The 25,741-nt window shown below is 41.4% G+C and carries 24 protein-coding genes, 3 rRNA genes and 2 other annotated features; all 27 genes read right to left on the bottom strand.

Translation table 11 applies throughout. From position 1 onward, the window contains the following. Position 1: 1 nt before the first annotated feature. The gene (locus LIS78_RS00630; RefSeq protein WP_055990979.1) at positions 2 to 604 is read right to left on the bottom strand and encodes a class I SAM-dependent methyltransferase; all 603 of its coding nucleotides are present in this window, start codon (positions 602 to 604) and stop codon (positions 2 to 4) included. A 112-nt stretch (positions 605 to 716) separates the two neighbouring features. Next, positions 717 to 1,079: a 50S ribosomal protein L7/L12 gene (gene rplL / locus LIS78_RS00625; protein ID WP_013054917.1), complete on the bottom strand. Its 363-nt coding sequence runs from the start codon at positions 1,077 to 1,079 to the stop codon at positions 717 to 719. Between the two features lie 44 nt (positions 1,080 to 1,123). Beyond that, positions 1,124 to 1,624: a 50S ribosomal protein L10 gene (rplJ, locus tag LIS78_RS00620; RefSeq protein ID WP_013054916.1), complete on the bottom strand. Its 501-nt coding sequence runs from the start codon at positions 1,622 to 1,624 to the stop codon at positions 1,124 to 1,126. Positions 1,625 to 1,664: 40 nt separating this feature from the next. Beyond that, positions 1,665 to 1,808, bottom strand: a sequence feature (ribosomal protein L10 leader region). A 65-nt stretch (positions 1,809 to 1,873) separates the two neighbouring features. Further along, positions 1,874 to 2,569, bottom strand: a complete 696-nt coding sequence (gene rplA / locus LIS78_RS00615; RefSeq protein ID WP_013054915.1) for a 50S ribosomal protein L1 — start codon at positions 2,567 to 2,569, stop codon at positions 1,874 to 1,876. A gap of 110 nt (positions 2,570 to 2,679) precedes the next feature. Beyond that, positions 2,680 to 3,105 (bottom strand): 50S ribosomal protein L11, encoded by a 426-nt coding sequence (gene rplK / locus LIS78_RS00610; protein WP_013054914.1) that lies wholly within the window; start codon positions 3,103 to 3,105, stop codon positions 2,680 to 2,682. A gap of 165 nt (positions 3,106 to 3,270) precedes the next feature. After that, positions 3,271 to 3,804 carry a transcription termination/antitermination protein NusG gene (gene nusG / locus LIS78_RS00605; RefSeq protein ID WP_013054913.1) on the bottom strand — a complete coding sequence of 178 codons (534 nt, stop codon included), beginning with the start codon at positions 3,802 to 3,804 and terminating at the stop codon, positions 3,271 to 3,273. Positions 3,805 to 3,999: 195 nt separating this feature from the next. After that, a complete protein-coding gene (secE, locus tag LIS78_RS00600; protein WP_013054912.1) occupies positions 4,000 to 4,179 on the bottom strand; it encodes a preprotein translocase subunit SecE in 180 nt (59 codons plus the stop codon). Positions 4,180 to 4,232: 53 nt separating this feature from the next. Beyond that, on the bottom strand, positions 4,233 to 4,382 hold the full coding sequence (gene rpmG, locus LIS78_RS00595; RefSeq protein WP_013054911.1) for a 50S ribosomal protein L33: 150 nt from the start codon (positions 4,380 to 4,382) through the stop codon (positions 4,233 to 4,235). 81 nt (positions 4,383 to 4,463) lie between these two features. Then, positions 4,464 to 5,114, bottom strand: coding sequence for an RNA polymerase sporulation sigma factor SigH (sigH, locus tag LIS78_RS00590; RefSeq protein ID WP_013054910.1), 651 nt, complete (start codon positions 5,112 to 5,114; stop codon positions 4,464 to 4,466). A gap of 68 nt (positions 5,115 to 5,182) precedes the next feature. Beyond that, positions 5,183 to 5,692 (bottom strand): NYN domain-containing protein, encoded by a 510-nt coding sequence (locus LIS78_RS00585; RefSeq protein WP_013081364.1) that lies wholly within the window; start codon positions 5,690 to 5,692, stop codon positions 5,183 to 5,185. 2 nt (positions 5,693 to 5,694) lie between these two features. Next, complete coding sequence (gene rlmB, locus LIS78_RS00580; protein WP_013054908.1) at positions 5,695 to 6,438, bottom strand: 23S rRNA (guanosine(2251)-2'-O)-methyltransferase RlmB; 744 nt, start codon at positions 6,436 to 6,438, stop codon at positions 5,695 to 5,697. Beyond that, positions 6,428 to 6,853: a Mini-ribonuclease 3 gene (locus tag LIS78_RS00575; RefSeq protein WP_013054907.1), complete on the bottom strand. Its 426-nt coding sequence runs from the start codon at positions 6,851 to 6,853 to the stop codon at positions 6,428 to 6,430. Before LIS78_RS00575 ends, rlmB begins: the two co-directional genes overlap by 11 nt. A gap of 7 nt (positions 6,854 to 6,860) precedes the next feature. After that, positions 6,861 to 8,258: a cysteine--tRNA ligase gene (gene cysS, locus LIS78_RS00570; RefSeq protein WP_013054906.1), complete on the bottom strand. Its 1,398-nt coding sequence runs from the start codon at positions 8,256 to 8,258 to the stop codon at positions 6,861 to 6,863. After that, a complete protein-coding gene (gene cysE / locus LIS78_RS00565) occupies positions 8,248 to 8,904 on the bottom strand; it encodes a serine O-acetyltransferase (protein WP_013054905.1) in 657 nt (218 codons plus the stop codon). The genes cysS and cysE overlap by 11 nt, the downstream gene beginning before the upstream one ends. Positions 8,905 to 8,976: 72 nt before the next feature. After that, positions 8,977 to 9,200: a binding site (T-box leader), on the bottom strand. Positions 9,201 to 9,239: 39 nt separating this feature from the next. Next, entirely contained in the window at positions 9,240 to 10,697 is a 1,458-nt protein-coding gene (gene gltX, locus LIS78_RS00560) for a glutamate--tRNA ligase (protein WP_013054904.1), read from the bottom strand. Positions 10,698 to 10,802: 105 nt separating this feature from the next. Then, positions 10,803 to 11,282 (bottom strand): 2-C-methyl-D-erythritol 2,4-cyclodiphosphate synthase, encoded by a 480-nt coding sequence (ispF, locus tag LIS78_RS00555; RefSeq protein WP_013054903.1) that lies wholly within the window; start codon positions 11,280 to 11,282, stop codon positions 10,803 to 10,805. Continuing rightward, positions 11,279 to 11,980: a 2-C-methyl-D-erythritol 4-phosphate cytidylyltransferase gene (gene ispD, locus LIS78_RS00550; RefSeq protein WP_252284530.1), complete on the bottom strand. Its 702-nt coding sequence runs from the start codon at positions 11,978 to 11,980 to the stop codon at positions 11,279 to 11,281. The genes ispF and ispD overlap by 4 nt, the downstream gene beginning before the upstream one ends. Positions 11,981 to 12,005: 25 nt before the next feature. Next, positions 12,006 to 13,103, bottom strand: coding sequence for a PIN/TRAM domain-containing protein (locus LIS78_RS00545; protein WP_013054901.1), 1,098 nt, complete (start codon positions 13,101 to 13,103; stop codon positions 12,006 to 12,008). A gap of 147 nt (positions 13,104 to 13,250) precedes the next feature. After that, on the bottom strand, positions 13,251 to 14,330 hold the full coding sequence (gene disA / locus LIS78_RS00540) for a DNA integrity scanning diadenylate cyclase DisA (protein ID WP_013054900.1): 1,080 nt from the start codon (positions 14,328 to 14,330) through the stop codon (positions 13,251 to 13,253). A gap of 3 nt (positions 14,331 to 14,333) precedes the next feature. Further along, the gene (gene radA / locus LIS78_RS00535) at positions 14,334 to 15,710 is read right to left on the bottom strand and encodes a DNA repair protein RadA (protein ID WP_013054899.1); all 1,377 of its coding nucleotides are present in this window, start codon (positions 15,708 to 15,710) and stop codon (positions 14,334 to 14,336) included. Positions 15,711 to 15,833: 123 nt separating this feature from the next. Then, entirely contained in the window at positions 15,834 to 18,275 is a 2,442-nt protein-coding gene (gene clpC / locus LIS78_RS00530) for an ATP-dependent protease ATP-binding subunit ClpC (protein ID WP_195781465.1), read from the bottom strand. A gap of 20 nt (positions 18,276 to 18,295) precedes the next feature. Then, positions 18,296 to 19,369, bottom strand: coding sequence for a protein-arginine kinase McsB (gene mcsB, locus LIS78_RS00525; RefSeq protein ID WP_013054897.1), 1,074 nt, complete (start codon positions 19,367 to 19,369; stop codon positions 18,296 to 18,298). A 3-nt stretch (positions 19,370 to 19,372) separates the two neighbouring features. After that, positions 19,373 to 19,915, bottom strand: coding sequence for a protein-arginine kinase activator protein McsA (gene mcsA / locus LIS78_RS00520; RefSeq protein ID WP_252284529.1), 543 nt, complete (start codon positions 19,913 to 19,915; stop codon positions 19,373 to 19,375). Between the two features lie 41 nt (positions 19,916 to 19,956). Beyond that, complete coding sequence (locus LIS78_RS00515) at positions 19,957 to 20,418, bottom strand: CtsR family transcriptional regulator (RefSeq protein WP_013054895.1); 462 nt, start codon at positions 20,416 to 20,418, stop codon at positions 19,957 to 19,959. Positions 20,419 to 20,653: 235 nt separating this feature from the next. Further along, positions 20,654 to 20,769, bottom strand: a 5S ribosomal RNA gene (gene rrf, locus LIS78_RS00510). A 65-nt stretch (positions 20,770 to 20,834) separates the two neighbouring features. After that, positions 20,835 to 23,769, bottom strand: a 23S ribosomal RNA gene (locus LIS78_RS00505). Between the two features lie 225 nt (positions 23,770 to 23,994). Then, positions 23,995 to 25,545, bottom strand: a 16S ribosomal RNA gene (locus LIS78_RS00500). Together the 16S, 23S and 5S rRNA genes form the textbook arrangement of a ribosomal RNA operon. Positions 25,546 to 25,741 lie beyond the last annotated feature (196 nt).

The following is a 25,741-nucleotide window of genomic DNA, read 5'->3' as shown; positions in this document are numbered from 1 at the left end:
GTCAACATTTTTTAGCACATATGATATAATACCCTTTTTTCTTTTCTACTACTTCTACTTCATTAAATAGAGATTCTAATTTCGCAAGAGCAGATGGCGCTCCTTGCTTTTTCTGAATCACAATCCAAAGCTCTCCTTGGTTAGCAAGGTGATCTAATGATTTTTCTAGAATTTCATGAACAACTTTTTTACCCGCACGGATCGGCGGATTACTAAGAATAGCTGCAAAATTCGTTTCCTTCACATTTTCATAGCAAGAGCTTTGATAGATTGAAACATTTGATACTGAATTAACTTCAGCATTTTTTTGAGCTAGTGCTAATGCACGTTCATTAACATCAACCATATGAACGTTTCTTTGGCTGTCCTCTTTTGCAAGTGCCAACCCAATTGGACCATATCCGCATCCAACATCCAGAAGCGGGCCGGGACTCTCGGGCATTTGAAACGTTTCAATTAACAGGCGCGATCCAAAATCGACCTCTTTTTTTGAAAAAACACCGCGGTCACTCGTAAATGAAAAAGAGGTTCCTCTCAATTCAAATGAAAAGCGCTCTTCATTACTTGCAGACGATGGTGTATTAGAAAAATAATGTTCTGTCAAAATAGAACCTCCTAATCAATATGTTCTTCTTTACTATAAATGAAAAGGATGACAGAAGCAAAAAAGCTCGCTTGTACAAGCGAGCTTTTTTATATCAGTTGTTAAGCAATAATTACTTAACTTCTACAGAAGCGCCAACTTCTTCAAGTTTAGCTTTTGCTTCTTCAGCTTCTTCTTTAGAAATACCTTCTTTAAGAGCTTTTGGAGCGTTATCAACGATTTCTTTAGCTTCTTTTAAGCCAAGACCAGTGATTTCACGTACTACTTTGATAACTTTGATTTTTTGTCCGCCAGCACTTTCAAGTACTAGGTCAAATTCAGTTTTCTCAGCAGCAGCTTCACCAGCAGCACCGCCAGCTACAGCTACAGGAGCAGCAGCAGTTACGCCAAATTCTTCTTCGATTGCTTTTACTAAATCGTTAAGTTCTAAAACAGTCATATTTTTAACTGCTTCAATGATTTGTTCTTGAGTCATTGTTAATTTCCTCCTTGTGATTGTGTTATATATAACAGACTAGATTATGCACCTTGTTCTTCTTTTTGATCTGCCACAGCTTTTGTAGCAAGAGCAAGGTTGCGAATTGGAGCTTGAAGCACGCTAAGCAACATAGAAAGTAAGCCTTCGCGAGATGGTAGTTCTGCAAGTGCTTTAATTTCTTCAACAGATGCAACATTACCTTCAATTACACCAGCTTTGATTTCTAACGCTTCGTGTTCTTTCGCGAAGTTGTTTAGAATTTTAGCTGGAGCAACAACATCTTCTCCACCAAATGCGATTGCATTTGGACCTACTAACGCATCATTAAGATCTGTTAGTTCAAGTTTTTCTACAGCACGGCGAGTTAAAGTGTTTTTGTAAACTTTGAACTCAATGCCTGCTTCACGTAATTGCTTACGAAGTTCAGTAACTTCAGCAACATTCAAACCACGGTAGTCAACGACAACTATTGAGTTACTCGCTTGAAGTTTTTCAGCAATTTCGTCTACGACTTGTTTCTTTTGTTCAATTACGTTGCTCATCTTTACACCTCCTGTAGATTTCCTTCCGTACACTCAGACAAGGTGCAATAAAAAACCTCCATGACAATAAAGACATGGAGGTGTAGTAAGCGAACCATAACGTTTCACTAATTTATCTCACACACCTCGGTAGGAAATTAAGCTTTGCAGCACCTACTGTCTACGGTACAAATGTTATTCTTTTTAACAACATTATCTATTATAATCAGGGACTTTCAAAAAGTCAACACCGATTTATTTCCAAATTTATTAAGCAGAGAATGAAGCAGTATCAACTTTGATACCAGGGCCCATTGTTGAAGTAACAGCTACGTTCTTCATGTATGTGCCTTTTGCTGCTGCCGGCTTAGCTTTTACCATAGTTTCGAAGATTGTAGTGAAGTTTTCAACTAACTTGCTCTCTTCGAAAGATACTTTACCAATTGGTACGTGGATGTTACCAGCTTTATCAACGCGGTATTCTACTTTACCAGCTTTGATTTCGTTAACTGCTTTTTGAACATCAAATGTTACTGTACCAGTTTTAGGGTTTGGCATTAAACCTTTAGGTCCTAATACACGACCAAGTTTACCAACTTCACCCATCATGTCTGGAGTAGCTACGATTACATCGAACTCGAACCAACCTTGTTGGATTTTGTTGATGTAGTCAGCATCGCCAACGTAGTCAGCGCCTGCAGCTTCAGCTTCTTTAGCTTTTTCGCCTTTAGCGAATACTAATACACGTTGAGTTTTACCTGTACCGTTTGGTAGTACTACTGCACCACGAATTTGTTGGTCAGCTTTCTTAGGGTCAACTCCTAAACGGAATGCTACTTCTACAGTTGCATCAAATTTAGTTGTGTTTGTTTTCTTTACTAATTCAATCGCTTCTTGTACTGAATAAGTTTGTGTACGATCTACAAGCTTAGCAGCTTCAACGTACTTTTTACCTTTTTTAGCCATTTTTGTTTCCTCCTTATGTGGTTTTAACGGAATAACCTCCCACTAATAAAGGTTGCGAGCATAGGAAAACTTCCATTTCTCGCAACCTTCTAACACCCAATCAAATGGAATTAGTCTTCAACTACGATTCCCATACTGCGCGCTGTACCTTCTACCATGCGCATTGCAGATTCAACGCTAGCAGCGTTTAAGTCAGGCATTTTAGTTTCAGCAATCTCACGCACTTTGTCACGCTTGACTGTTGCAACTTTATTACGGTTTGGTTCACCAGAACCAGACTCAATACCAGCCGCTTTCTTAAGTAGTACAGCAGCAGGTGGAGTTTTCGTAATAAATGTAAATGAACGGTCTTCAAATACCGTGATTTCAACAGGAATGATAAGACCAGCTTGATCAGCTGTGCGAGCGTTAAACTCCTTACAGAAACCCATGATATTAACACCGGCTTGACCTAATGCAGGACCAACTGGTGGCGCTGGATTTGCTTTACCTGCAGGAATTTGTAACTTAACAAGTTTAATTACTTTTTTAGCCACGAGACACACCTCCTTAAGTCCGTGATGTGGTAATAGGGCGATGCCCTCCCACTCAATGTTCTTTATATATAAAATAAAGAAATAGTTGTTTTAGTCTCTAGTTTTGAGACATACTGACTTATGAAATATTAACATTAAACTTCATGAATTGCAAGGTCTTACAGATTATATTTTTTCAATTTGTGTAAAGTCTAGCTCTACTGGCGTTTGTCTTCCGAACATATCCACATGAACCTTAACTTTACGTTTATCTGTATCGATTTCTTCAATGGTACCTTCGAAGTTTGCAAACGGACCTTCTTGAACTAATACTGTTTCTTTTAGTTCAAAGTCAAAGTCAGCATGCTTCTCGTCCATGCCCATTTGTTTTAAGATCATTTCTACTTCTTCTGGTAGAAGAGCAGTTGGCTTTGATCCAGAACCTGCTGAACCTACAAAGCCCGTAACGCCAGGTGTATTACGAACTACATACCATGAATCATCCGTCATGATGATTTCAACTAACACGTACCCTGGAAATACTTTTTTCTTTGTAATCTTTTCTTTGTTGTTCTTAATTTCTCTTTCTTCTTCTTCAGGAACAACAACGCGGAAAATTTTATCTTGCATACCCATTGTTTCTACGCGCTTTTCTAAATTTGTTTTTACTTTATTTTCATATCCAGAATAAGTATGGACTACATACCAATTTTTCTCCATTTCTGAGGACTATACGTCCTTCCCTCCCAGCTCACTATAAAATAAGATGTCCTAATCTATTGCACAGACAACGCACTAGGAAAATAGTTGACTCCTAGCACAATCATTCTTAAAGCAAATTAAAAAACCCGTCTCCGGGCTTTTCTGAAAAAAACATAATTTAGCTTTATTATACCATGATTTAAGTCAATTTATTCAAGGGATTAAACGAATAAGTGACGAAATTCCGTAATCAACTACTACAAAAAAGAGTGTCATAAATACAACTGTAGAAATAACAGTAATTGTATAACGAGTTAGCTCATTTTTTTTAGGCCAACTTACCTTCTTCATCTCACGCCCAACATCACGCAAGAAATTTCCTACACGGTTCATGTTTGTAACCTCCAATAAATTAAAAGGGGTATTAGTCTGTGCAGATTATTGATCTACTTTGTTTCACGATGAATCGTATGTGCGTTACACGTTTTGCAAAACTTCTTCATTTCTAAACGATCTTCGTTTTGCTGTGTGTTTTTCATAGTCGTATAGTTACGACTAGCGCATTGCACACACGCAAGTACAACTTTTTTACGCATAATGTCAACCACCTATAGAGTGATAATGTCTATAAAAAAGTATCACAGACTTTCTTAGCATGTCAATATGAGGATAGAAGGCTACATTGTGATTTCACGAATCTCGAGGTAGCGCTCTAATTTCCTCTTCACACGCTGAAGTGCATTATCGATGGATTTGACGTGGCGGTTTAACTCTTCTGAAATCTCTTGATAAGATTGACCATCTAAATAAAGAACGAGAACTTTTCGCTCAAGATCACTTAACAGTTCAGCCATCTTTAATTCAATATCATCAAACTTCTCTCGATTAATGAGCAACTCTTCTGGATTTGCTACTTTTGTCCCCGAAATAACATCCATTAAGGTTCGGTCGGACTCTTCATCATATATTGGCTTGTCCAATGATACATAAGAGTTTAATGGAATATGTTTTTGCCTTGTTGCGGTTTTAATAGCGGTAATAATTTGCCTCGTAATGCAAAGTTCAGCAAAAGCTTTAAACGAAGTTAGCTTATCTTCTCTAAAATCTCTAATTGCCTTATATAACCCTATCATACCTTCTTGTACAATATCTTCACGGTCTGCCCCAATTAAAAAATATGACCGCGCCTTTGCTCGCACAAAGTTTTTGTATTTATGAATCAAATACTCTAATGCGTCAATATCGCCTTTATGCACAAGATCGACAACTGTTTCATCCTCTTGTTGTTCGAAATGAGCATGCAGTTTTCTCCCATAATTATCGCCCATATCGATCCCCCCGACCGCACAGTAGATAGAAATATTATACAGTAGCTAATTCCGTACCGTCAATAACCTCACCGCTGTCCCCGGCGCCATTTTTCGAAAATTTCGGCTACTTGATTGGAAAGTTGAATGCGTGCCGCTGGCTTTTGATTTTGAATAGACTTCACATCAAGATTAATATGTTTCTCAATTTGCTCAATTTCGTTGTACAATTCTCGAGCAGAAATTCTAAGCGCACCTTGTCCAAAGATTGCCCACTGCTCCGTAAAATCAGATGTAGCAACATGAATCTGTGTCTTTACATTGTTTAGCTCTTGAGCCAGCTTTTCAATGTACTCATCCGCTGTTTCATTTTCTCTTGTAAATACAACGTCAACCTTATGATTTTTTGCCTTCTTTTCAATTCCTTCGACCATATGAGCATCGAAGACAATAATGACACGATAACCCATATATGCTTGATACTCTGCCATCTTTTCGATTAACAGGTCTCGAGCACCGGCTAAATCATTATCTCTAAGCTTTCTTAGGTCGGGCCACGCACCTATCATGTTATAACCATCCACCAGTAGAATATCCATTCTTATTCACCTAGAGGATGGCGTTTTCGGTAAACCTCATACATGAGAAGACTAGCTGCTACAGATGCATTTAACGATGTAACATGCCCAACCATCGGAAGCTGTACAAGGAAGTCGCATTTTTCACGAATCAAACGACTCATGCCTTTTCCTTCGCTTCCAATCACTAACGTAAGCGGCATACCTCCATCTAAGTTGCGGTAATCATCGCTTTCTTTCGCATCTGTTCCAACAATCCATACGCCTCGATCTTTTAATTCATCAATCGTCCTTGATAGGTTTGTTACCCTTGCTACGGGAACATGTTCAATTGCTCCTGTAGAGGCCTTAGCTACAGTGGCGGTTAATCCAACTGAACGGCGCTTTGGAATAATAATACCGTGTGCGCCAACGGCATCAGCTGTTCGCATAATAGAACCTAAATTATGGGGATCTTCAAGCTCATCTAACAGAAGAAAAAACGGACTTTCATTACGTTTTTCCGCTAAGTTAAATAAATCATCTAACTCTGCATACTGATAAGCAGCAACTTGTGCAGCTACTCCTTGATGAATACCGTCTACCATTTGCTCAATTTTCTTTTTCGGTACAAACTGCACCAATACACCATTACGTTTTGCTAACTGCGTGATTTGCCCCATAGAACCGCCTTGCGATCCTTCGGCAATCCATAGTTTGTTAATGTCGCGCCCAGACTTTAGGGCTTCTAGGACCGGATTACGTCCAATGATAAATTCATGTTCCATGATTCATTCCTCCCTCTCCTTCATCGACGAAAGAGATAGCTTTAGTAATAAGTTCCATCATTCTTTCTTCTTCACCTAAAAGATACAAATAGCCTACGACCGCTTCAAATGCCGTACTGTAGCGATACGTTTGCACATCTGTGTTTTTAGGGACTGTACCGGACTTTGCATTGCGTCCTCGGCGCAGTACACCTTCTTCTTCTTCAGTAAAAAAGTTTTCATTTTTAAAATAATATACGATTTGCGCTTGTGCTTTTGCTGATACATATTTTTTAGCTTTATTATGAAGCTGGTTAGGGCGCACTGTCCCTAACACCAGCAGGTGGCGGCGAACATGTAAATCAAACACCGCATCACCCATATAAGCAAGAGCTAAGCTATTTAGCTGTTTTACATCTAATTTACTGCTGCTCATAACACTATTATCCTCTTTTCCATCTTGTTCCTTGCGCCGTATCTTCTAAAATAATATTTTTAGCCTTTAATTCATCTCGAATTTGATCTGCTAATTGGAAATTACGATCTTTACGAGCCTGAATACGACCTTGGATCAATTGATCAATTTCTTCGTCTAGAAGTTCAGCTTCTCCAAACGTAATGCCTATTGCAGCACCTAATTCTTTAAACTCTTTAATAAAGGCTTCAATTACATCTGTAGACGTTGTTTGTTCTAACAAATACAAGTTAGCTTGCTTTGCTAGCTCGAACAGAACAGAAATGGCATTTGCCGTATTAAAATCATCATCCATCTCTTCAACAAACGTTTCGCGAAGCTCTTTTAGCTTTTCGAACCATTCTGAAGCATCTTCTTGAAGATTTGTTGCTGCCTCTAGACGGTGAGTTAAGTTGCCGTAAGCTGTTTGCAGACGCTCAAACCCTTTGCGCGTATTCTCTAAAATTTCTTCGTTATAGTTAATTGGGTGACGATAGTGAACAGATAAAATAAAGAATCGAAGTAGGGAAGGATCATGCTTTTTAATAATGTCATGAACTAACACGAAGTTCCCTAGTGATTTAGACATCTTTTCATTATCAATATTGATATATCCGTTATGAAGCCAGTATTTCGCAAACGATTTCCCAGTGAGCGCTTCTGATTGGGCAATTTCATTTTCGTGATGAGGGAAAGCTAAATCCTGGCCGCCTGCGTGGATATCAATTGTATCACCTAAATACTTGCGTGCCATCGCAGAGCACTCGATATGCCAGCCTGGTCTTCCTTGACCCCAAGGGCTATCCCATGCGATCTCTCCATCTTTGGTTGCTTTCCAAAGAGTAAAGTCTAATGGATCTTCTTTCTTTTCTCCAACTTCGATACGAGCACCGGATTGCAATTCATCAATAGACTGATGTGATAATTTTCCGTATCCTTCAAACTTACGTGTACGATAGTATACATCACCCTCTGACTCATATGCATATCCTTTTTTCACCAGTTCATCGATGAACTCAATAATGATATCCATATTTTCAGTTACGCGTGGATGCACATCGGCATGCTTGCATCCAAGAGCTGACGTATCTTCAAAGTAGGCATCGATAAAGCGGTTTGCGATCGTTGGAACATCTTCTCCTAACTCTTTTGCTGCCTTAATTAATTTATCATCTACATCTGTGAAGTTTGAGACATACTCTACATCGTAGCCTCTAAATTCTAAATAGCGGCGCACCGTATCAAATACGATCGCAGGACGCGCATTTCCAATATGAATATAGTTATACACGGTCGGTCCGCACACGTACATTTTGACTTTGTTTTCTTCTAGCGGTACAAACGTCTCTTTTTGACGTGTTAACGTGTTATATAGCTTAATTGCCATGGTGAATCTTCCCTTCTTTTAATTCCTTTAATTGATTTTGCAGGTGTAAAATTTCTTTCTCTAGCTGTTTGAAACGCTCTGCATCTGGATCTGGTAAATCTTGATGATTCAAATCTTTTGGAATCCGGACGCCATTTTGAATGACGACTCGGCCAGGGATACCAACAACCGTTGAGTTTTCTGGGACGTCATTTAACACAACTGAGCCCGCTCCAATTTTGGAGTGCGCATGAATCGTAATCGATCCTAGTACTTTAGCACCTGTTGCAATTAAGACATTGTCTTCGATCGTCGGGTGACGCTTTCCTTTTTCTTTCCCTGTTCCTCCGAGTGTTACTCCTTGATATACTGTTACATTATCTCCAATTTCGCACGTTTCCCCAATAACAATTCCCATTCCGTGGTCAATAAAAAATCGGCGGCCAATTTTCGCACCCGGATGAATTTCAATCCCTGTGAAGAATCGGCTAATTTGTGAGATTACACGTGCCAGAAAAAACCACTTTCTTTTAAAAAGCCCGTGAGCTAATCTATGTGCCCAAATAGCATGCAACCCCGAATAGGTTAATATCACTTCAATATAACTTCTTGCTGCAGGATCTTGTTCAAATATGGCCTCAATGTCTTCCTTTAACAACTTTAGCATCATCTCACCCCAATTCCGCTATTCCTCTATCTACTCATTGATTGTATAAAAAAACGCCCCTATGTCAAATGACACAGAGACGTATATACGCGGTTCCACTCTGTTTGGATCAACAAACGATCCCAACTCTTCTCTCATAACGTGAAAGTACCCGCTTTTGCCTACTTACTTAGTAGCATTCAACAAAAGACTCAAAGGCGCACTTCAACAAGTTTTGTCATAGGTTACTTTCAGCCGGTGATAACCCTCTCTGATATGCAATGAACTTGCCTACTCTTCCTTCTCAACGATATCCATATTTGATTATTTTATCATATGGGCAAAATAGAAATTTGTTAACTATAAATGCTTTCTAAACGAGCTAAAACTGTTTCTTTCCCTAAAAGAGAAATAGCTTTTGGAAGCTCAGGACCGTGTGTTTCGCCTGTTGTTGCTACACGAATTGGCATAAATAGTTTTTTACCTTTTTGACCTGTTGCTTTTTGTACAGCCTTTGTTGCTGCCTTAATTTCATCAGCGCTGAATTCTTCTAAGGAAGAAATCTCTTCAGCAAATGCTTTTAACACTTCCGGTACTTGCTCTTCAGCAAGCACTGCTTTTGCTTCTTCACTGTAATCAATTTCTTTCTTAAAGAACATTTCAGTAAGTTCAACAATCTCGGCGCCAAAGCTCATTTGTTCTTGGTATAGAGCGACTAGGTCACGTACCCATTGTTCTGTTTCTGCATCGCGCGTTTCTTCAACTTTTCCAGCTTTCACTAAGTGAGGAACTGATAAAGCTACTACCTCGTCTAAATCCAATTGTTTCATGTATTGGTTGTTCATCCAACGTAATTTGCTTGTATCAAATAGTGCTGGAGATTTTGATAAACGAGCTGGGTCAAAAATTTCAATGAACTGTTCTTTAGAGAAGATTTCTTCTTCTCCCACAGGTGACCAGCCAAGCATTGTAATAAAATTAAACAGTGCTTCCGGCAAGTAGCCTAATTCTTTATATTGCTCAATAAACTGAATGATTGACTCATCACGTTTACTTAGCTTACGGCGATTTTCATTTACGATCAATGTCATATGACCAAATACAGGAGGCGTCCAGCCTAAAGCTTCATACACAAGAATTTGCTTCGGTGTATTAGAAATATGGTCATCTCCGCGTAGAACATGTGTCATCTTCATTAGATAATCATCAATGGCTACAGCGTAATTATATGTTGGTGTACCGTCTTTTTTCACAATAACGAAGTCACCAATGCCTTCAGACTCAAATGATACTTCATCTTTGACAATATCATTCCATTTAATTTCTTTGTTACTAGGAACACGGAAGCGAATGCTTGGCTCACGGCCTTCTGCTTCTAGTTCAGCACGCTGTTCAGCTGTTAAGTTACGGCACTTCCCTGAATAGCGCGGCATTTGACTGTTTGCCTGCTGTTCTTCACGCTCTTTTTCAAGCTCTTCTGACGTACAGTAACAGTGATAAGCTAATCCTTTTTCAAGAAGTTCTTCCGTATATTTTTGATAGATTTCCGTACGTTCAGACTGGCGGTAAGGACCGTACTCGCCGCCTACGTCGATACTCTCATCCCATTCAATACCTAACCATTTTAAATAGCGCAGCTGACTTTCTTCTCCGCCTTCGATATTACGCTTTTGATCTGTATCTTCAATACGGATAATAAATTTACCGTTTTGATTTCGTGCAAATAAATAATTAAATAGTGCTGTTCTTGCATTCCCTATATGAAGATGTCCAGTTGGACTCGGGGCATAACGAACTCTTACTTCGCTTGACATAACTAAGATGACCTCCAATTTAATATTACTTATAGTATGTATTTAGATATTTTAGACATGTTCTAATTTTATCACCAAATAGGTATCTGTCAAAGTCAACTGTTTTTATTTTTGATAAACTAAAACGGCTGCTTGGGCGGCAATTCCTTCTTCACGTCCCGTAAAACCTAACTTTTCTGTTGTTGTTGCCTTGACGTTAATTTGAGAAATGCTTGCTTCTAACAGCTGCGCAATACGCTCTCTCATTGGTTCAATGTAAGGAGCCATTTTAGGTTTTTGCGCGATAATTGTGCAATCTACATTGCTTAATTCATAGCCTTCATCTTTTAGTAGTTTCCATACGTGTTGAAGAAGCTTTGCTGAATCAGCATCTTTAAATTCAGGGTCTGTATCCGGAAAATGCTTTCCGATATCTCCTTTAGCCGCCGCTCCTAATAAGGCATCTGCGATTGTATGCAACAGCACATCTGCATCTGAATGGCCTAATAGTCCTTTTTCATACGGAATTTCTAAACCGCCGATGATTAAAGGTCTTCCTTCTGCAAATTCATGTACGTCGAAACCTTGTCCTACTCGAATGTTCATTTTTCCACTCCTTCAGTCCTGTTTAGCTTTGTTAATATAGCTTCTGCATATAACAAATCTTCTGGTGTTGTTAGTTTTATATTATCGTAATTTCCCTCTACAATCGATACTTTTTGCCCCGCTCTTTCTACTAAGCTTGCATCATCGGTACCTAAGTATTCATTTATTTTTGCTTTTTCGTGTGCATTCATTACTACATCAAAAAGAAAAGCCTGCGGCGTTTGAATAGCCCACAAGCTAGAGCGCTCAACTGTTTCAATGACAGTACCCTGTTCCACACGCTTAATTGTGTCTTTTACTGGAACAGCCAGCACAGCAGCCTTATCACTAGCAGCTTTTTCTACTAACTCATGGATTGTGTTTTGTTGAACAAATGGACGAGCGCCATCATGAATTAATACCATCTGAGCCTGCTTTAAACTTTTAAGACCGTTATAAACGCTATGTTGACGTTCATCGCCCCCAACTGTCAATGATTGAACCTTTTGAATTGGATATTCGATTAATAACTCTTCAAAAATCTCCACTTCTTTTTCGTTTACGACTAGTACAATTCCACTGCACCAAGGATCTTGTTCGAATTTTTGCAGCGTATGAATGATAAGCGGAACGTTTTGAATAGTTAAAAATTGTTTGTTCCGCCCCGCTTTCATTCGCTTCCCCTGACCTGCAGCTAACACGATAATTTCATACTTCATAGGTATACTCCCTTTACCTGTTACGTCACAGTGCTTTTTCTAATAACTTGGGTTTCGCAAAAATCATACGGCCTGCTGAGGTTTGGAGTACGCTCGTCACCAGTACATCAATTTGCTTTCCAATATAATTTCTTCCTTCTTCTACCACGATCATTGTACCGTCATCAAGATAGGCAATACCTTGATTGTGCTCTTTACCGTCTTTTATAACCAATACGTTCATTTCTTCTCCTGGAAGTACAATTGGCTTGACGGCATTTGCTAAGTCATTGATATTTAAAACGCCAACATTTTGAAGTTCACATACTTTATTTAAATTAAAATCGTTTGTCACGACCAAACCGGAAGTCAGCTTTGCCAATTTAACCAGCTTGCTGTCTACTTCTTGAATGTCTTCGAAATCGCCTTCATAAATTTCTACCTTCATTGCCAGTTCTTTTTGAATACGGTTTAGAATATCTAGACCTCGTCTACCTCTGTTTCGTTTTAGAACATCCGACGAATCAGCAATATGCTGAAGTTCCTCAAGCACAAAGCGCGGAATAACAATCGTTCCGTCTAAAAATCCTGTTTGACAAATATCTGCGATACGGCCGTCAATAATAACGCTTGTATCTAAAATCTTAAGAGACTTTAATGATTCTTCGTTATCTGTTTCTTCTTCTTGTCCTTTTTTCTTCCCAATTCGAGCCGGCATCGAAAACACGCTTACAAGTTCATCACGTTTTTTAAACCCGACTTGAAACCCTAAGTAACCTAAAAGAATACTTAGAAAGATTGGTAAAATGGTACTTACTACTTGAAGTTGAATTCTACCTAAAAAAGCTCCGACCAAGTAGGCCACAATAAGCCCTAAAATCAATCCTAAGCTCCCGAAAAGCACATCCGTTACAGGCGCCTTCAGTAACGCCTCTTCCACTCGGCGAATTAATTCAACTATATAATCAACAATCCAAAACGTGACAAGGAAAAACAAAATGGCTCCCAGTATTGCATCGACGTAAGGCTTTTCTAGAAATGCTACATCTTGCAGATTTAATAATTGAATAAGTTCAGGTATAAAAAAGACGCCCAATGTACCACCTGTAATAATAAAAAATAACTGTACAAAACGTTTTAACACGCCTTCACCTCCCTTTATCATTATAAACAGTTTACAATGATTGAAACCTGTTATTTAACCAAAAAACAGAATTTGTAAACAAACTGTCACTTTTTTTGTATTTTCACAATATCTTAATGAATCAAACATTTAATGTCAATTAATATCCTATAGCTGACGGTTTGTAAGATGCTGCTCTTTTAGTCTTTTTAGGCCTTCTCTGATTTTCCTTGCTCGAATTTCACCGATGCCTTCTACCTCATCCAATTCTTCTACCGACGCATCTGCTATCGTTTTTAAATCCCCTAATTCATCAATGAGATTTTCAATAATAATCGATGGAAGTCTTGGAATTTTATGAAGCATTCGATACCCTCTAGGAATAACGCTGTCTTCAAAGCTTGTATACATGGGATATCCCATTAAGCGAAGGAGCGTTTGGTCATCGAGAAGAACATTATTTGACGGCTGCTGCATGCGTTCAATTACTCGGTAAGGGTCAAAGCTGAGGTCATACATATAATCTTTGATTAATAAAGTTGCTTCTTCCTCTAAGTGAGAAAGTAGTTCATTCATTTGGAGACGGATTAGTCTTCCTTCTGTTCCTAACTCGCTAATATAGCTCAAAATTTCATTTTTAATACGCAGAACCATTTCTGTACGATGAAGCGACTGCAACACATCTGTATGAGTTACTTGCTCTTCAAACTCTAATGCACTGAGACTTGTAATCGATTCGTCTAATACCGCCTTGTACTTTTCAAGAGTTCCAAGCGCTTGATTTGCTTTTGCTAAAATAACGCTAATGTCTTTCAATACATACTGCAGAGACCCTTTGTAAAGCGTAATCACATTTCGCCTTTGTGAAATGGCTATCACCAATACACCTGACTGCTTAGCTACGCGCTCTGCTGTACGGTGACGCATTCCTGTCTGTGAAGAAGGAGTAGAGGGGTCTGGCATGAGCTGAGCATTAGCAAATAATATCTTGCTTCCGCTGTCGTTTAAAATAAGCGCTCCATCCATTTTGGCTAACTCGTATAAATGCGCAGGTGTAAATGCACAATTAATCGAAAACCCTCCATCTACCATCTTTTTGACTTGTTCATTGTAGCCCATAACAATTAAGCCGCCCGTCTTTGCCCGCAAGACGTTATCGATACCGTCACGAATAGGGGTTCCTGGTGCTACAAACTGCAGAATTTCTGATATTTGTTTTTGACTAACTGTTGTTTTTTCTCCTTCCACTGCTTATCCTCCTAATGTATATTGCAGAGCCTCCGCTACTGTTGATACCCCAATCACATCAATACCATCTGGGACTTTCCATCCTCCTAAATTTTTCTCCGGGATAATAATTCGTTGGAACCCTAATTTTACCGCTTCTTGAACGCGCTGTTCAATTCTAGATACTCGGCGTACTTCACCTGTTAATCCTACCTCTCCTACAATAACATCTGTAGCGCTAGAAGCAGCATCTCTGAAGCTTGAAGCAATACTAACGGCTACAGCTAAATCGATTGCTGGTTCATCTAATTTCACTCCACCTGCTACTTTTAAATAAGCATCTTGATTCTGCAGCAGCATTCCTACACGCTTTTCTAAGACAGCCATGATAAGCGAAACGCGATTATGATCTACTCCCGTCGCCATTCTTCTAGGGTTTCCAAAGCTCGTTGGACTGATTAGCGCCTGCAGTTCTACTAATACAGGTCTTGTCCCCTCCATTGAAGCGACAACAACCGACCCTGCCGCTCCCTGAGATCGTTCTTCTAGAAAGATTTCAGATGGATTCAATACTTCTTCTAGCCCACTTTCTTTCATTTCAAAAATGCCCATTTCATTTGTAGATCCAAACCGGTTCTTAACCGCTCTTAATATACGATACGTATGATGGCGCTCTCCTTCAAAATAAAGAACCGTATCCACCATATGTTCAAGAAGTCTTGGACCTGCAATGGCCCCTTCTTTCGTTACATGACCCACAATAAAGATGGCAATTCCATTCGTTTTAGCAACACGCATTAGTTCAGCCGTACACTCTCGCACCTGTGAGACGCTTCCTGGCGCTGATGTCACATCAGCATGGTAAATGGTTTGAATTGAATCAATTACCACAAAATCAGGCTGCATGCTTGAGATGGCCTCTAGTATTAATTCTAAGTTTGTTTCTGCGTGAACATAAAGCTCTTCAGCTTTTACACCTAGCCTGTCCGCTCTTAACTTCGTTTGTTTGGTTGATTCCTCTCCCGAAATATATAGTACTTTATTTTGTTTCATTGCTAACTGCGCGGAGGTTTGCAAAAGTAAAGTAGACTTTCCGATACCCGGATCTCCCCCTATTAAAACGAGTGACCCTCTGACAATACCTCCTCCTAATACACGATTTAACTCTGCAGAAGGTGTAAAAATTCGTGGTTCTGTTGTAGATTCAATCGCTGTAATTGACTGAGGTTTTTGAACTTTAGAAGCAGTAGCTCCGGAAAAAGCTCCTCGGCGTGATGATTTCGTTTCTTCCATTTCTTCTACCATAGAATTCCAGCTTCCGCATCCGGGACATTTCCCCATCCATTTTGCTGATTCATATCCGCAATGCTGACATGCAAATTTTGTTTTTCGTTTGGCCATTATGTTATCAATCTCTCCGTTCATTCAATCGATTTCTATCTCTATTGTACACTATTTCCTAAGCTAAAATAAAAAGGGAGGCATACGTGTTTTTTCGTATGCCTCGTCTTGGTTTGAGTAAATTTAGCTGATGCTGCTTGGAGCGGAGGATTTAACAACAAATTCTCCTTTGTCTACATCTAGCGTCACTTTCTGACCTTTTTGAACAACCCCTTTTAGCAGCTCTTCAGATAAACGGTCTTCAATATGTTTTTGAATTGCTCTACGAAGTGGACGAGCACCGTATTCTGGATCAAAACCTTCCTCTGCAATCTTATCAATTGCTTCTTTTGTTAATTCAAGATCAATTTCTTGCTCTTTTAAGCGTTTTGTTAACTGATCCGCCATTAATTTAACGATTTCAGCTAAGTGAGGTTTCTCTAATGAATGGAAGACGATAATTTCATCGATACGGTTTAGGAACTCCGGACGGAACGCGCGCTTCATTTCCGCCATTACTTTTCCTTTCATATCTTTGTAGTCTTGCCCTTCTGCTTCTACTGTGAATCCTAAGTGCTTGCTTCGTTTTAATGTATCCGCACCTACGTTTGATGTCATAATTAAAATCGTATTACGGAAATCAACTGTACGGCCTTTTGAATCTGTTAAGCGTCCATCTTCTAACACTTGTAATAAAATGTTAAATACATCCGGATGCGCTTTTTCAATTTCGTCTAAAAGAACAACTGAGTAAGGTTTTCTTCTTACTTTTTCCGTTAACTGGCCGCCTTCTTCGTATCCAACATATCCTGGAGGTGAACCTACTAAGCGTGAAGTAGAATGTTTCTCCATGTACTCAGACATATCGATACGAATCATTGCATCTTCATCGCCGAAGATTGACTCCGCTAATGCACGTGCAAGCTCTGTTTTACCAACCCCTGTTGGTCCTAAGAAAATGAATGAACCAATTGGACGTTTTGGATCTTTCAAGCCTGCTCTAGCACGGCGCACAGCTTTTGCAACTGCTTTTACCGCTTCTTCTTGCCCAATTACACGAGAGTGAAGAATCTCTTCCATGTTCAGCAGTCTTTCTGTCTCTTCCTGTGCCAGTTTAGAGACCGGTACACCCGTCCAGCTAGATACCACCATCGCAATATCTTCTACGGTTACAGCTGAATTTTCTTTACCTTGCTGCTCTTTCCAAATTTTCTTTGTGTCTTCTAATTCTTCGCGTAGGCGTTGTTCTGTATCGCGTAAAGATGCTGCTTTTTCAAATTCTTGACTTTGAACAGACGCGTCTTTTTCATTGCGTACTGATTCTAATTTTTGCTCTAATTCCTTTAAATTTGGCGGCGTTGTAAATGAACGTAAACGCACTTTTGAACCAGCTTCATCAATTAAATCGATTGCTTTATCCGGTAAGAAACGATCTGAAATGTAGCGATCTGATAGTTTCACCGCTTGCTCGATTGCCTCATCAGAAATAGATACTCGGTGATGCGCTTCATAACGGTCACGAAGCCCTTTTAAGATTTGAATAGACTCTTCCAACGTTGGTTCATCCACTTGAATTGGCTGGAAGCGACGCTCTAACGCTGCATCTTTTTCAATGTATTTTCTGTATTCATCTAAAGTCGTAGCACCGATACACTGAAGTTCTCCACGAGCAAGAGACGGTTTTAAAATATTAGAAGCATCGATAGCACCTTCTGCGCCACCAGCGCCAATTAATGTGTGTAACTCATCGATAAAGAGAATGATATTACCTGCTTGACGAATTTCATCCATTACTTTCTTTAGGCGATCTTCAAATTCCCCGCGGTATTTTGTACCAGCAACGACCGTTCCCATATCCAAAGTCATAACGCGTTTGTCACGTAAAATTTCTGGAACTTCATTGTTGACGATTTGCTGAGCCAAACCTTCAGCGATTGCCGTTTTACCGACACCTGGCTCCCCAATTAATACAGGATTGTTTTTTGTACGTCGGCTTAACACTTCAATAACACGCTGAATTTCTTTCCCACGTCCGATAACAGGGTCTAAGCTTCCTTCGCGCGCTATAACTGTTAAATCGCGTGCTAAGCTGTCTAGCGTAGGTGTATTGGCATTTGAAGAGCCTCCGCCTTGATGGCTTGAAGCAGCTTCATTGCTACCTAATAAATGAAGTACTTGCTGACGAGCTTTATTTAGGCTGACACCTAGATTGTTTAAAACGCGTGCTGCAACGCCTTCACCTTCACGAATTAAGCCTAGTAAGATATGTTCTGTTCCTACATAAGAATGACCAAGCTTTCGGGCTTCATCCATTGAAAGTTCAATGACTTTTTTCGCTCGAGGTGTATAATGAATGGTCTGCGTTAATTCTTGGCCTCTGCCAATTAATGCTTCTACTTCTTTTTGAATTTTTTCAGTGCTTAGGCCTAGAGCAGAAAGAGCTTTTGCTGCAATTCCTTCACCTTCACGAACGATACCTAATAAAATATGCTCCGTCCCAATGTTGTTGTGACCTAGGCGTAGTGCTTCTTCCTGTGCTAAAGCTAATACTTTTTGTGCGCGCTCTGTAAATCTACCAAACATCATATAATCGTCACCCTCCACGTTTAATTTGTGTTTTTATTTATAGTGAGACGTTCTCGAATTAAGGTGGCTCTTTTAATGTCACGTTCTTGAGGCTTTAGGGGACCTCCCGAATACTTTTGTAAAAAGCCTGGCTGCGTCATAATGATAAGTTCATTCAATATATTTTGACTCAGTCCTTTTATATACCCTAAATCGATTCCTAATCGAACATCTGATAAGCATTGTGAAGCTTCTTTTGACTCAATAATACGGCTATTGGCCAATACTCCATATGAACGATACACTCGATCTTCTAACTCTACATGAGATGTCTTAAACAGCGCGTCTCTTGCAGAGTGCTCTTGTGTAATTAACTGCTGTACGACACTATTTAAATCTGCCACAATATCTTCTTCAGATTTCCCTAAGGTTATCTGATTAGAAATTTGAAAGATATTCCCTAAAGCTTCGCTACCTTCTCCATAAATTCCTCTCACCACTAAGCCGAGCTGGTTAATAGCGGGAATAATACGATGAATTTGACGGGTCATCACTAAAGCCGGCAGATGCATCATCACAGATGCACGTAGCCCAGTACCCACATTTGTGGGACAGCTGGTTAAATACCCTCTATTTTCATCAAACGCATAATCTACGTATTTCTCAATCCAATTATCTACTTTATTCGCTGTGCTTAAAGCTTCAGATAATTGAAGGCCTGGAAATAAACATTGTATGCGTAAATGATCTTCTTCATTAACCATAATACTCAAATCTTCTTTTTCTGATAAAAAACAAGCTCCGTTGTTATCTCCTTCAGCCAAGTTAGGACTGATAAGATGCTTTTCAACCAACACTTGCTTTTGAAGAGGCTGTAATTCGTTCATCTTTAGTAAATGCAAATTCCACTGATTGGTGTTCTCACTTTTTTGAAAAACTTGCTCGAATACTCGAACCACTTCAACTGCTTGTTCTTTAGAAAAGAGAGTTGGAAAAAGATAATGAGTTAAATTTCGAGCCAGCCTGATTCGACTGCTTAGAACAATATCTGAATTTGAAGCTTCTTGACGCATCCAAGAGCTAACAGGCTGGGAAAAGAACAAATCCTGGGACATGAATTACGCTTCCTCCTCTCTCGATTCGTTCATCTTCTTTTCTAGTAATCGAATGTGATCTCGGAGTTCGGCTGCTTTCTCAAACTCCTCTTTTTCGATATACTCTTTTAAGTTCAATCTTAATGCCTGTAATTCCTTTTTTAAATGAAGATTACTTGCAATTCTTGCTGGTATTTTTCCATGATGTAGATAATTACCTCCATGCAGCCTCTTCAAGAAAGGAATAAGAGGTCGCTCAAATGTTTTGTAGCAATCTGCACATCCAAACCTGCCGATTTTAGCAAATTTTTGATAGGTCATACCACAAGTAGGACAAGAAAGAACCTCATGACTTTGTTGCTTATAATTTTCAGTTACTACTGGATCTAGGTTAAGTAGGCCAGCTAGTAAGTTATTGATTGAAAAACCTTGCTGATTTGAAAAAGAAAATGTATCTCCATTTTCTGAAGCGCATTGTTCACATACATGCATCTCCGTCTTTTCACCATTAATAATTTTTGTGAAGTGAAGAGTTGCAGGTCTCGTTTCACATTGCTGACAAATCATCCTGTCATCACTCCCTGTTCTAAATAAAATAGATCATGAGCTTATCGGTAGCGTAATGAATTAAGCATTGCTTTTAAAAGATTAGCCCTTAGCTCATCACGATAAGGAAGTTCAATATTAATAACTGAACGATTGATAACACTCAACATGATTTTTGCTTCTCGTTCTGTGATGACTTTTTCTTCAACTAACCTAATAATGACGTTTTCAGCACTTACTTGTGAAATTTCATTTTGAATCATCTCAATTACTTGCTGAAACAAATCCGCTGCATCATGCATTTTTACTTTTGCAATACGAATAAAGCCGCCGCCGCCTCGCTTACTTTCTACAAGATAACCTCTCTCAACTGTAAAACGGGTATTGATAACGTAATTAATTTGCGACGGAACGCATTGAAATTTATCAGCAATCTCACTGCGCCTTATTTCAACAATTTCTCTTTCACTTAATTCAAGTACTTGTTTTAAATACTGTTCGATAATGTCAGAGATATTTGGCACGCTGCCCCCTCCTTCTGACTTTGACTATATTTGACCTTAATTTAAATATAAAAGGAAACGAAAAAATTTTCAACTATGTACTATTAAAGTTTATTCTTTACTTTTATCGTTGCCACTAAAATTTATTTCAAAACCTGCAAATCGTGAATTTTATTTTTCTTACTATACTTTTTCATAAAACAAATAAATTGTAAACAAAAAAGGACTAGCTAAAATAGCTAGTCCTTTTTCAGGTGCCTGGCAACGTCCTACTCTCACAGGGACAAAGTCCCAACTACCATTGGCGCTAAAGAGCTTAACTTCCGTGTTCGGTATGGGAACGGGTGTGACCTCTTCGCTATCGCCACCAGACAAGAGATTGCTCTCTCAAAACTAGATAACAGTTTGCTGAGTATAAAGCTTACGCTTTTAAAAGTTTGGTTAAGTCCTCGATCGATTAGTATCAGTCAGCTACACATGTCGCCACGCTTCCACCTCTGACCTATCAACCTGATCATCTTTCAGGGATCTTACTAGCTTGCGCTATGGGAAATCTCATCTTGAGGGGGGCTTCATGCTTAGATGCTTTCAGCACTTATCCCGTCCACACATAGCTACCCAGCGATGCCTTTGGCAAGACAACTGGTACACCAGCGGTGTGTCCATCCCGGTCCTCTCGTACTAAGGACAGCTCCTCTCAAATTTCCTACGCCCACGACGGATAGGGACCGAACTGTCTCACGACGTTCTGAACCCAGCTCGCGTACCGCTTTAATGGGCGAACAGCCCAACCCTTGGGACCGACTACAGCCCCAGGATGCGATGAGCCGACATCGAGGTGCCAAACCTCCCCGTCGATGTGGACTCTTGGGGGAGATAAGCCTGTTATCCCCGGGGTAGCTTTTATCCGTTGAGCGATGGCCCTTCCATGCGGAACCACCGGATCACTAAGCCCGACTTTCGTCCCTGCTCGACTTGTAGGTCTCGCAGTCAAGCTCCCTTGTGCCTTTACACTCTACGAATGATTTCCAACCATTCTGAGGGAACCTTTGGGCGCCTCCGTTACATTTTAGGAGGCGACCGCCCCAGTCAAACTGCCCACCTGACACTGTCTCCCGGCCCGATCAGGGCCGCGGGTTAGAATTTCAATACAGCCAGGGTAGTATCCCACCGACGCCTCCACCGAAGCTAGCGCTCCGGCTTCTCAGGCTCCTACCTATCCTGTACAAGCTGTACCAAAATTCAATATCAGGCTACAGTAAAGCTCCACGGGGTCTTTCCGTCCTGTCGCGGGTAACCTGCATCTTCACAGGTACTATAATTTCACCGAGTCTCTCGTTGAGACAGTGCCCAGATCGTTACGCCTTTCGTGCGGGTCGGAACTTACCCGACAAGGAATTTCGCTACCTTAGGACCGTTATAGTTACGGCCGCCGTTTACTGGGGCTTCGATTCAGAGCTTCTCCCAAAGGATAACCCCTCCTCTTAACCTTCCAGCACCGGGCAGGCGTCAGCCCTATACTTCGCCTTGCGGCTTCGCAGAGACCTGTGTTTTTGCTAAACAGTCGCCTGGGCCTATTCACTGCGGCTCTCTCGGGCTATACACCCTACCAGAGCACCCCTTCTCCCGAAGTTACGGGGTCATTTTGCCGAGTTCCTTAACGAGAGTTCTCTCGATCACCTTAGGATTCTCTCCTCGCCTACCTGTGTCGGTTTGCGGTACGGGCACCTCCCGCCTCGCTAGAGGCTTTTCTTGGCAGTGTGGAATCAGGAACTTCGGTACTATAGTTCCCTCGTCATCACAGCTCAGCTTTCATGATGAGCGGATTTGCCTACTCATCAGCCTAACTGCTTGAACGCGCATATCCAGCAGCGCGCTTACCCTATCCTACTGCGTCCCCCCATTACTCAAACGGCGGGGAGGTGGTACAGGAATATCAACCTGTTGGCCATCGCCTACGCTTTTCAGCCTCGGCTTAGGTCCCGACTAACCCTGAGCGGACGAGCCTTCCTCAGGAAACCTTAGGCATTCGGTGGACAAGATTCTCACTTGTCTTTCGCTACTCATACCGGCATTCTCACTTCTAAGCGCTCCACCAGTCCTTACGGTCTGACTTCGCTGCACTTAGAACGCTCTCCTACCACTGACATCAAAGATGTCAATCCACAGCTTCGGTGATACGTTTAGCCCCGGTACATTTTCGGCGCAGAGTCACTCGACCAGTGAGCTATTACGCACTCTTTAAATGGTGGCTGCTTCTAAGCCAACATCCTGGTTGTCTAAGCAACTCCACATCCTTTTCCACTTAACGTATACTTGGGGACCTTAGCTGGTGGTCTGGGCTGTTTCCCTTTTGACTACGGATCTTATCACTCGCAGTCTGACTCCCATGGATAAGTCTTTGGCATTCGGAGTTTGACTGAATTCGGTAACCCGTTGGGGGCCCCTAGTCCAATCAGTGCTCTACCTCCAAGACTCTTACAACATGAGGCTAGCCCTAAAGCTATTTCGGAGAGAACCAGCTATCTCCAGGTTCGATTGGAATTTCTCCGCTACCCACACCTCATCCCCGCACTTTTCAACGTGCGTGGGTTCGGGCCTCCATTCAGTGTTACCTGAACTTCACCCTGGACATGGGTAGATCACCTGGTTTCGGGTCTACAACCACATACTAAACGCCCTATTCAGACTCGCTTTCGCTACGGCTCCGCCTTATCAGCTTAACCTTGCATGGGATCGTAACTCGCCGGTTCATTCTACAAAAGGCACGCCATCACCCGTTAACGGGCTCTGACTACTTGTAGGCACACGGTTTCAGGATCTCTTTCACTCCCCTTCCGGGGTGCTTTTCACCTTTCCCTCACGGTACTGGTTCACTATCGGTCACTAGGTAGTATTTAGCCTTGGGAGATGGTCCTCCCAGCTTCCGACGGAATTTCACGTGTTCCGCCGTACTCAGGATCCACTCAAGAGGGAACGAAGTTTCAACTACAGGGTTGTTACCTTCTTCGACGGACCTTTCCAGGTCGCTTCATTTACTTCGTTCCTTTGTAACTCCGTATAGAGTGTCCTACAACCCCAAGAGGCAAGCCTCTTGGTTTGGGCTAATTCCGTTTCGCTCGCCGCTACTCAGGAAATCGCATTTGCTTTCTCTTCCTCCGGGTACTTAGATGTTTCAGTTCCCCGGGTCTGCCTTCAATATCCTATGTATTCAGATAAAGATACTGTTCCATTACGAACAGTGGGTTTCCCCATTCGGAAATCTCCGGATCAAAGCTCACTTACAGCTCCCCGAAGCATATCGGTGTTAGTCCCGTCCTTCATCGGCTCCTAGTGCCAAGGCATTCACCGTGCGCCCTTTCTAACTTAACCATTAGCGAATAAATGGTACAACGTAATGTTGTGTTATTTATTGGTTTGATTAAAGAAAAGTTTCACTTTTCCTCAGCAATTACTGTTATCTAGTTTTCAAAGAACAATCGCAACCAAAATTCTTCTTATTAGATAAGAAGAAAGTAGTGTGCTTTCTATAATTGAGAGATTGAACTCTCAAAACTGAACAAAGTGTCAAAACGTACGTCATGTAAAAATCCTTAGAAAGGAGGTGATCCAGCCGCACCTTCCGATACGGCTACCTTGTTACGACTTCACCCCAATCATCTGTCCCACCTTAGGCGGCTAGCTCCTTACGGTTACTCCACCGACTTCGGGTGTTACAAACTCTCGTGGTGTGACGGGCGGTGTGTACAAGGCCCGGGAACGTATTCACCGCGGCATGCTGATCCGCGATTACTAGCGATTCCAGCTTCATGTAGGCGAGTTGCAGCCTACAATCCGAACTGAGAATGGTTTTATGGGATTGGCTTGACCTCGCGGTCTTGCAGCCCTTTGTACCATCCATTGTAGCACGTGTGTAGCCCAGGTCATAAGGGGCATGATGATTTGACGTCATCCCCACCTTCCTCCGGTTTGTCACCGGCAGTCACCTTAGAGTGCCCAACTAAATGCTGGCAACTAAGATCAAGGGTTGCGCTCGTTGCGGGACTTAACCCAACATCTCACGACACGAGCTGACGACAACCATGCACCACCTGTCACTCTGTCCCCCGAAGGGGAACGCTCTATCTCTAGAGTTGTCAGAGGATGTCAAGACCTGGTAAGGTTCTTCGCGTTGCTTCGAATTAAACCACATGCTCCACCGCTTGTGCGGGCCCCGTCAATTCCTTTGAGTTTCAGTCTTGCGACCGTACTCCCCAGGCGGAGTGCTTAATGCGTTAGCTGCAGCACTAAAGGGCGGAAACCCTCTAACACTTAGCACTCATCGTTTACGGCGTGGACTACCAGGGTATCTAATCCTGTTTGCTCCCCACGCTTTCGCGCCTCAGCGTCAGTTACAGACCAAAAAGCCGCCTTCGCCACTGGTGTTCCTCCACATCTCTACGCATTTCACCGCTACACGTGGAATTCCGCTTTTCTCTTCTGCACTCAAGTTCCCCAGTTTCCAATGACCCTCCACGGTTGAGCCGTGGGCTTTCACATCAGACTTAAGAAACCGCCTGCGCGCGCTTTACGCCCAATAATTCCGGATAACGCTTGCCACCTACGTATTACCGCGGCTGCTGGCACGTAGTTAGCCGTGGCTTTCTGGTTAGGTACCGTCAAGGTACAAGCAGTTACTCTTGTACTTGTTCTTCCCTAACAACAGAGTTTTACGACCCGAAAGCCTTCATCACTCACGCGGCGTTGCTCCGTCAGACTTTCGTCCATTGCGGAAGATTCCCTACTGCTGCCTCCCGTAGGAGTCTGGGCCGTGTCTCAGTCCCAGTGTGGCCGATCACCCTCTCAGGTCGGCTATGCATCGTTGCCTTGGTGAGCCGTTACCTCACCAACTAGCTAATGCACCGCGGGCCCATCTGTAAGTGATAGCCGAAACCATCTTTCAATCATCTCCCATGAAGGAGAAGATCCTATCCGGTATTAGCTTCGGTTTCCCGAAGTTATCCCAGTCTTACAGGCAGGTTGCCCACGTGTTACTCACCCGTCCGCCGCTAACGTCATAGAAGCAAGCTTCTAATCAGTTCGCTCGACTTGCATGTATTAGGCACGCCGCCAGCGTTCATCCTGAGCCAGGATCAAACTCTCCGAAGAAATGTTTGACTTGCTCAATTTAAAAAATAAAAATTAACGTTGACGTTTGTCGCTTTGTTCAGTTTTCAAAGTTCAACCGCCGCTCTTAAGCGACTTTACTATCTTATCAAGTTATTAACGTAATGTCAACAACTTTTTTTATTTTTTGTTGTTTTCGCTTGTCTGCGTTAGCAACAGATATAAATATACCAAATCA

This window comes from Priestia megaterium (genome assembly GCF_023824195.1).
In the GTDB taxonomy this organism is placed as follows: domain Bacteria; phylum Bacillota; class Bacilli; order Bacillales; family Bacillaceae_H; genus Priestia; species Priestia megaterium_D.
Note: the sequence above shows the minus strand (reverse complement) of the source record. Positions and strands in the feature narration are given on the sequence as shown.

Coding starts and splice junctions, on each gene's coding strand:
- rplL (WP_013054917.1), bottom strand. CDS start 1,079: ATGACTCAAGAACAAATCATTGAAGCAGTTAAAAATATGACTGTTTTA.
- rplA (WP_013054915.1), bottom strand. CDS start 2,569: ATGGCTAAAAAAGGTAAAAAGTACGTTGAAGCTGCTAAGCTTGTAGAT.
- nusG (WP_013054913.1), bottom strand. CDS start 3,804: ATGGAGAAAAATTGGTATGTAGTCCATACTTATTCTGGATATGAAAAT.
- radA (WP_013054899.1), bottom strand. CDS start 15,710: ATGGCCAAACGAAAAACAAAATTTGCATGTCAGCATTGCGGATATGAA.
- cysE (WP_013054905.1), bottom strand. CDS start 8,904: ATGCTAAAGTTGTTAAAGGAAGACATTGAGGCCATATTTGAACAAGAT.
- secE (WP_013054912.1), bottom strand. CDS start 4,179: ATGAACCGTGTAGGAAATTTCTTGCGTGATGTTGGGCGTGAGATGAAG.
- LIS78_RS00585 (WP_013081364.1), bottom strand. CDS start 5,692: ATGGATATTCTACTGGTGGATGGTTATAACATGATAGGTGCGTGGCCC.
- rpmG (WP_013054911.1), bottom strand. CDS start 4,382: ATGCGTAAAAAAGTTGTACTTGCGTGTGTGCAATGCGCTAGTCGTAAC.
- cysS (WP_013054906.1), bottom strand. CDS start 8,258: ATGGCAATTAAGCTATATAACACGTTAACACGTCAAAAAGAGACGTTT.
- clpC (WP_195781465.1), bottom strand. CDS start 18,275: ATGATGTTTGGTAGATTTACAGAGCGCGCACAAAAAGTATTAGCTTTA.
- ispF (WP_013054903.1), bottom strand. CDS start 11,282: ATGAACATTCGAGTAGGACAAGGTTTCGACGTACATGAATTTGCAGAA.
- mcsA (WP_252284529.1), bottom strand. CDS start 19,915: ATGATTTGTCAGCAATGTGAAACGAGACCTGCAACTCTTCACTTCACA.
- sigH (WP_013054910.1), bottom strand. CDS start 5,114: ATGGGCGATAATTATGGGAGAAAACTGCATGCTCATTTCGAACAACAA.
- mcsB (WP_013054897.1), bottom strand. CDS start 19,369: ATGTCCCAGGATTTGTTCTTTTCCCAGCCTGTTAGCTCTTGGATGCGT.
- LIS78_RS00575 (WP_013054907.1), bottom strand. CDS start 6,853: ATGAGCAGCAGTAAATTAGATGTAAAACAGCTAAATAGCTTAGCTCTT.
- gltX (WP_013054904.1), bottom strand. CDS start 10,697: ATGTCAAGCGAAGTAAGAGTTCGTTATGCCCCGAGTCCAACTGGACAT.
- ispD (WP_252284530.1), bottom strand. CDS start 11,980: ATGAAGTATGAAATTATCGTGTTAGCTGCAGGTCAGGGGAAGCGAATG.
- rplJ (WP_013054916.1), bottom strand. CDS start 1,624: ATGAGCAACGTAATTGAACAAAAGAAACAAGTCGTAGACGAAATTGCT.
- rlmB (WP_013054908.1), bottom strand. CDS start 6,438: ATGGAACATGAATTTATCATTGGACGTAATCCGGTCCTAGAAGCCCTA.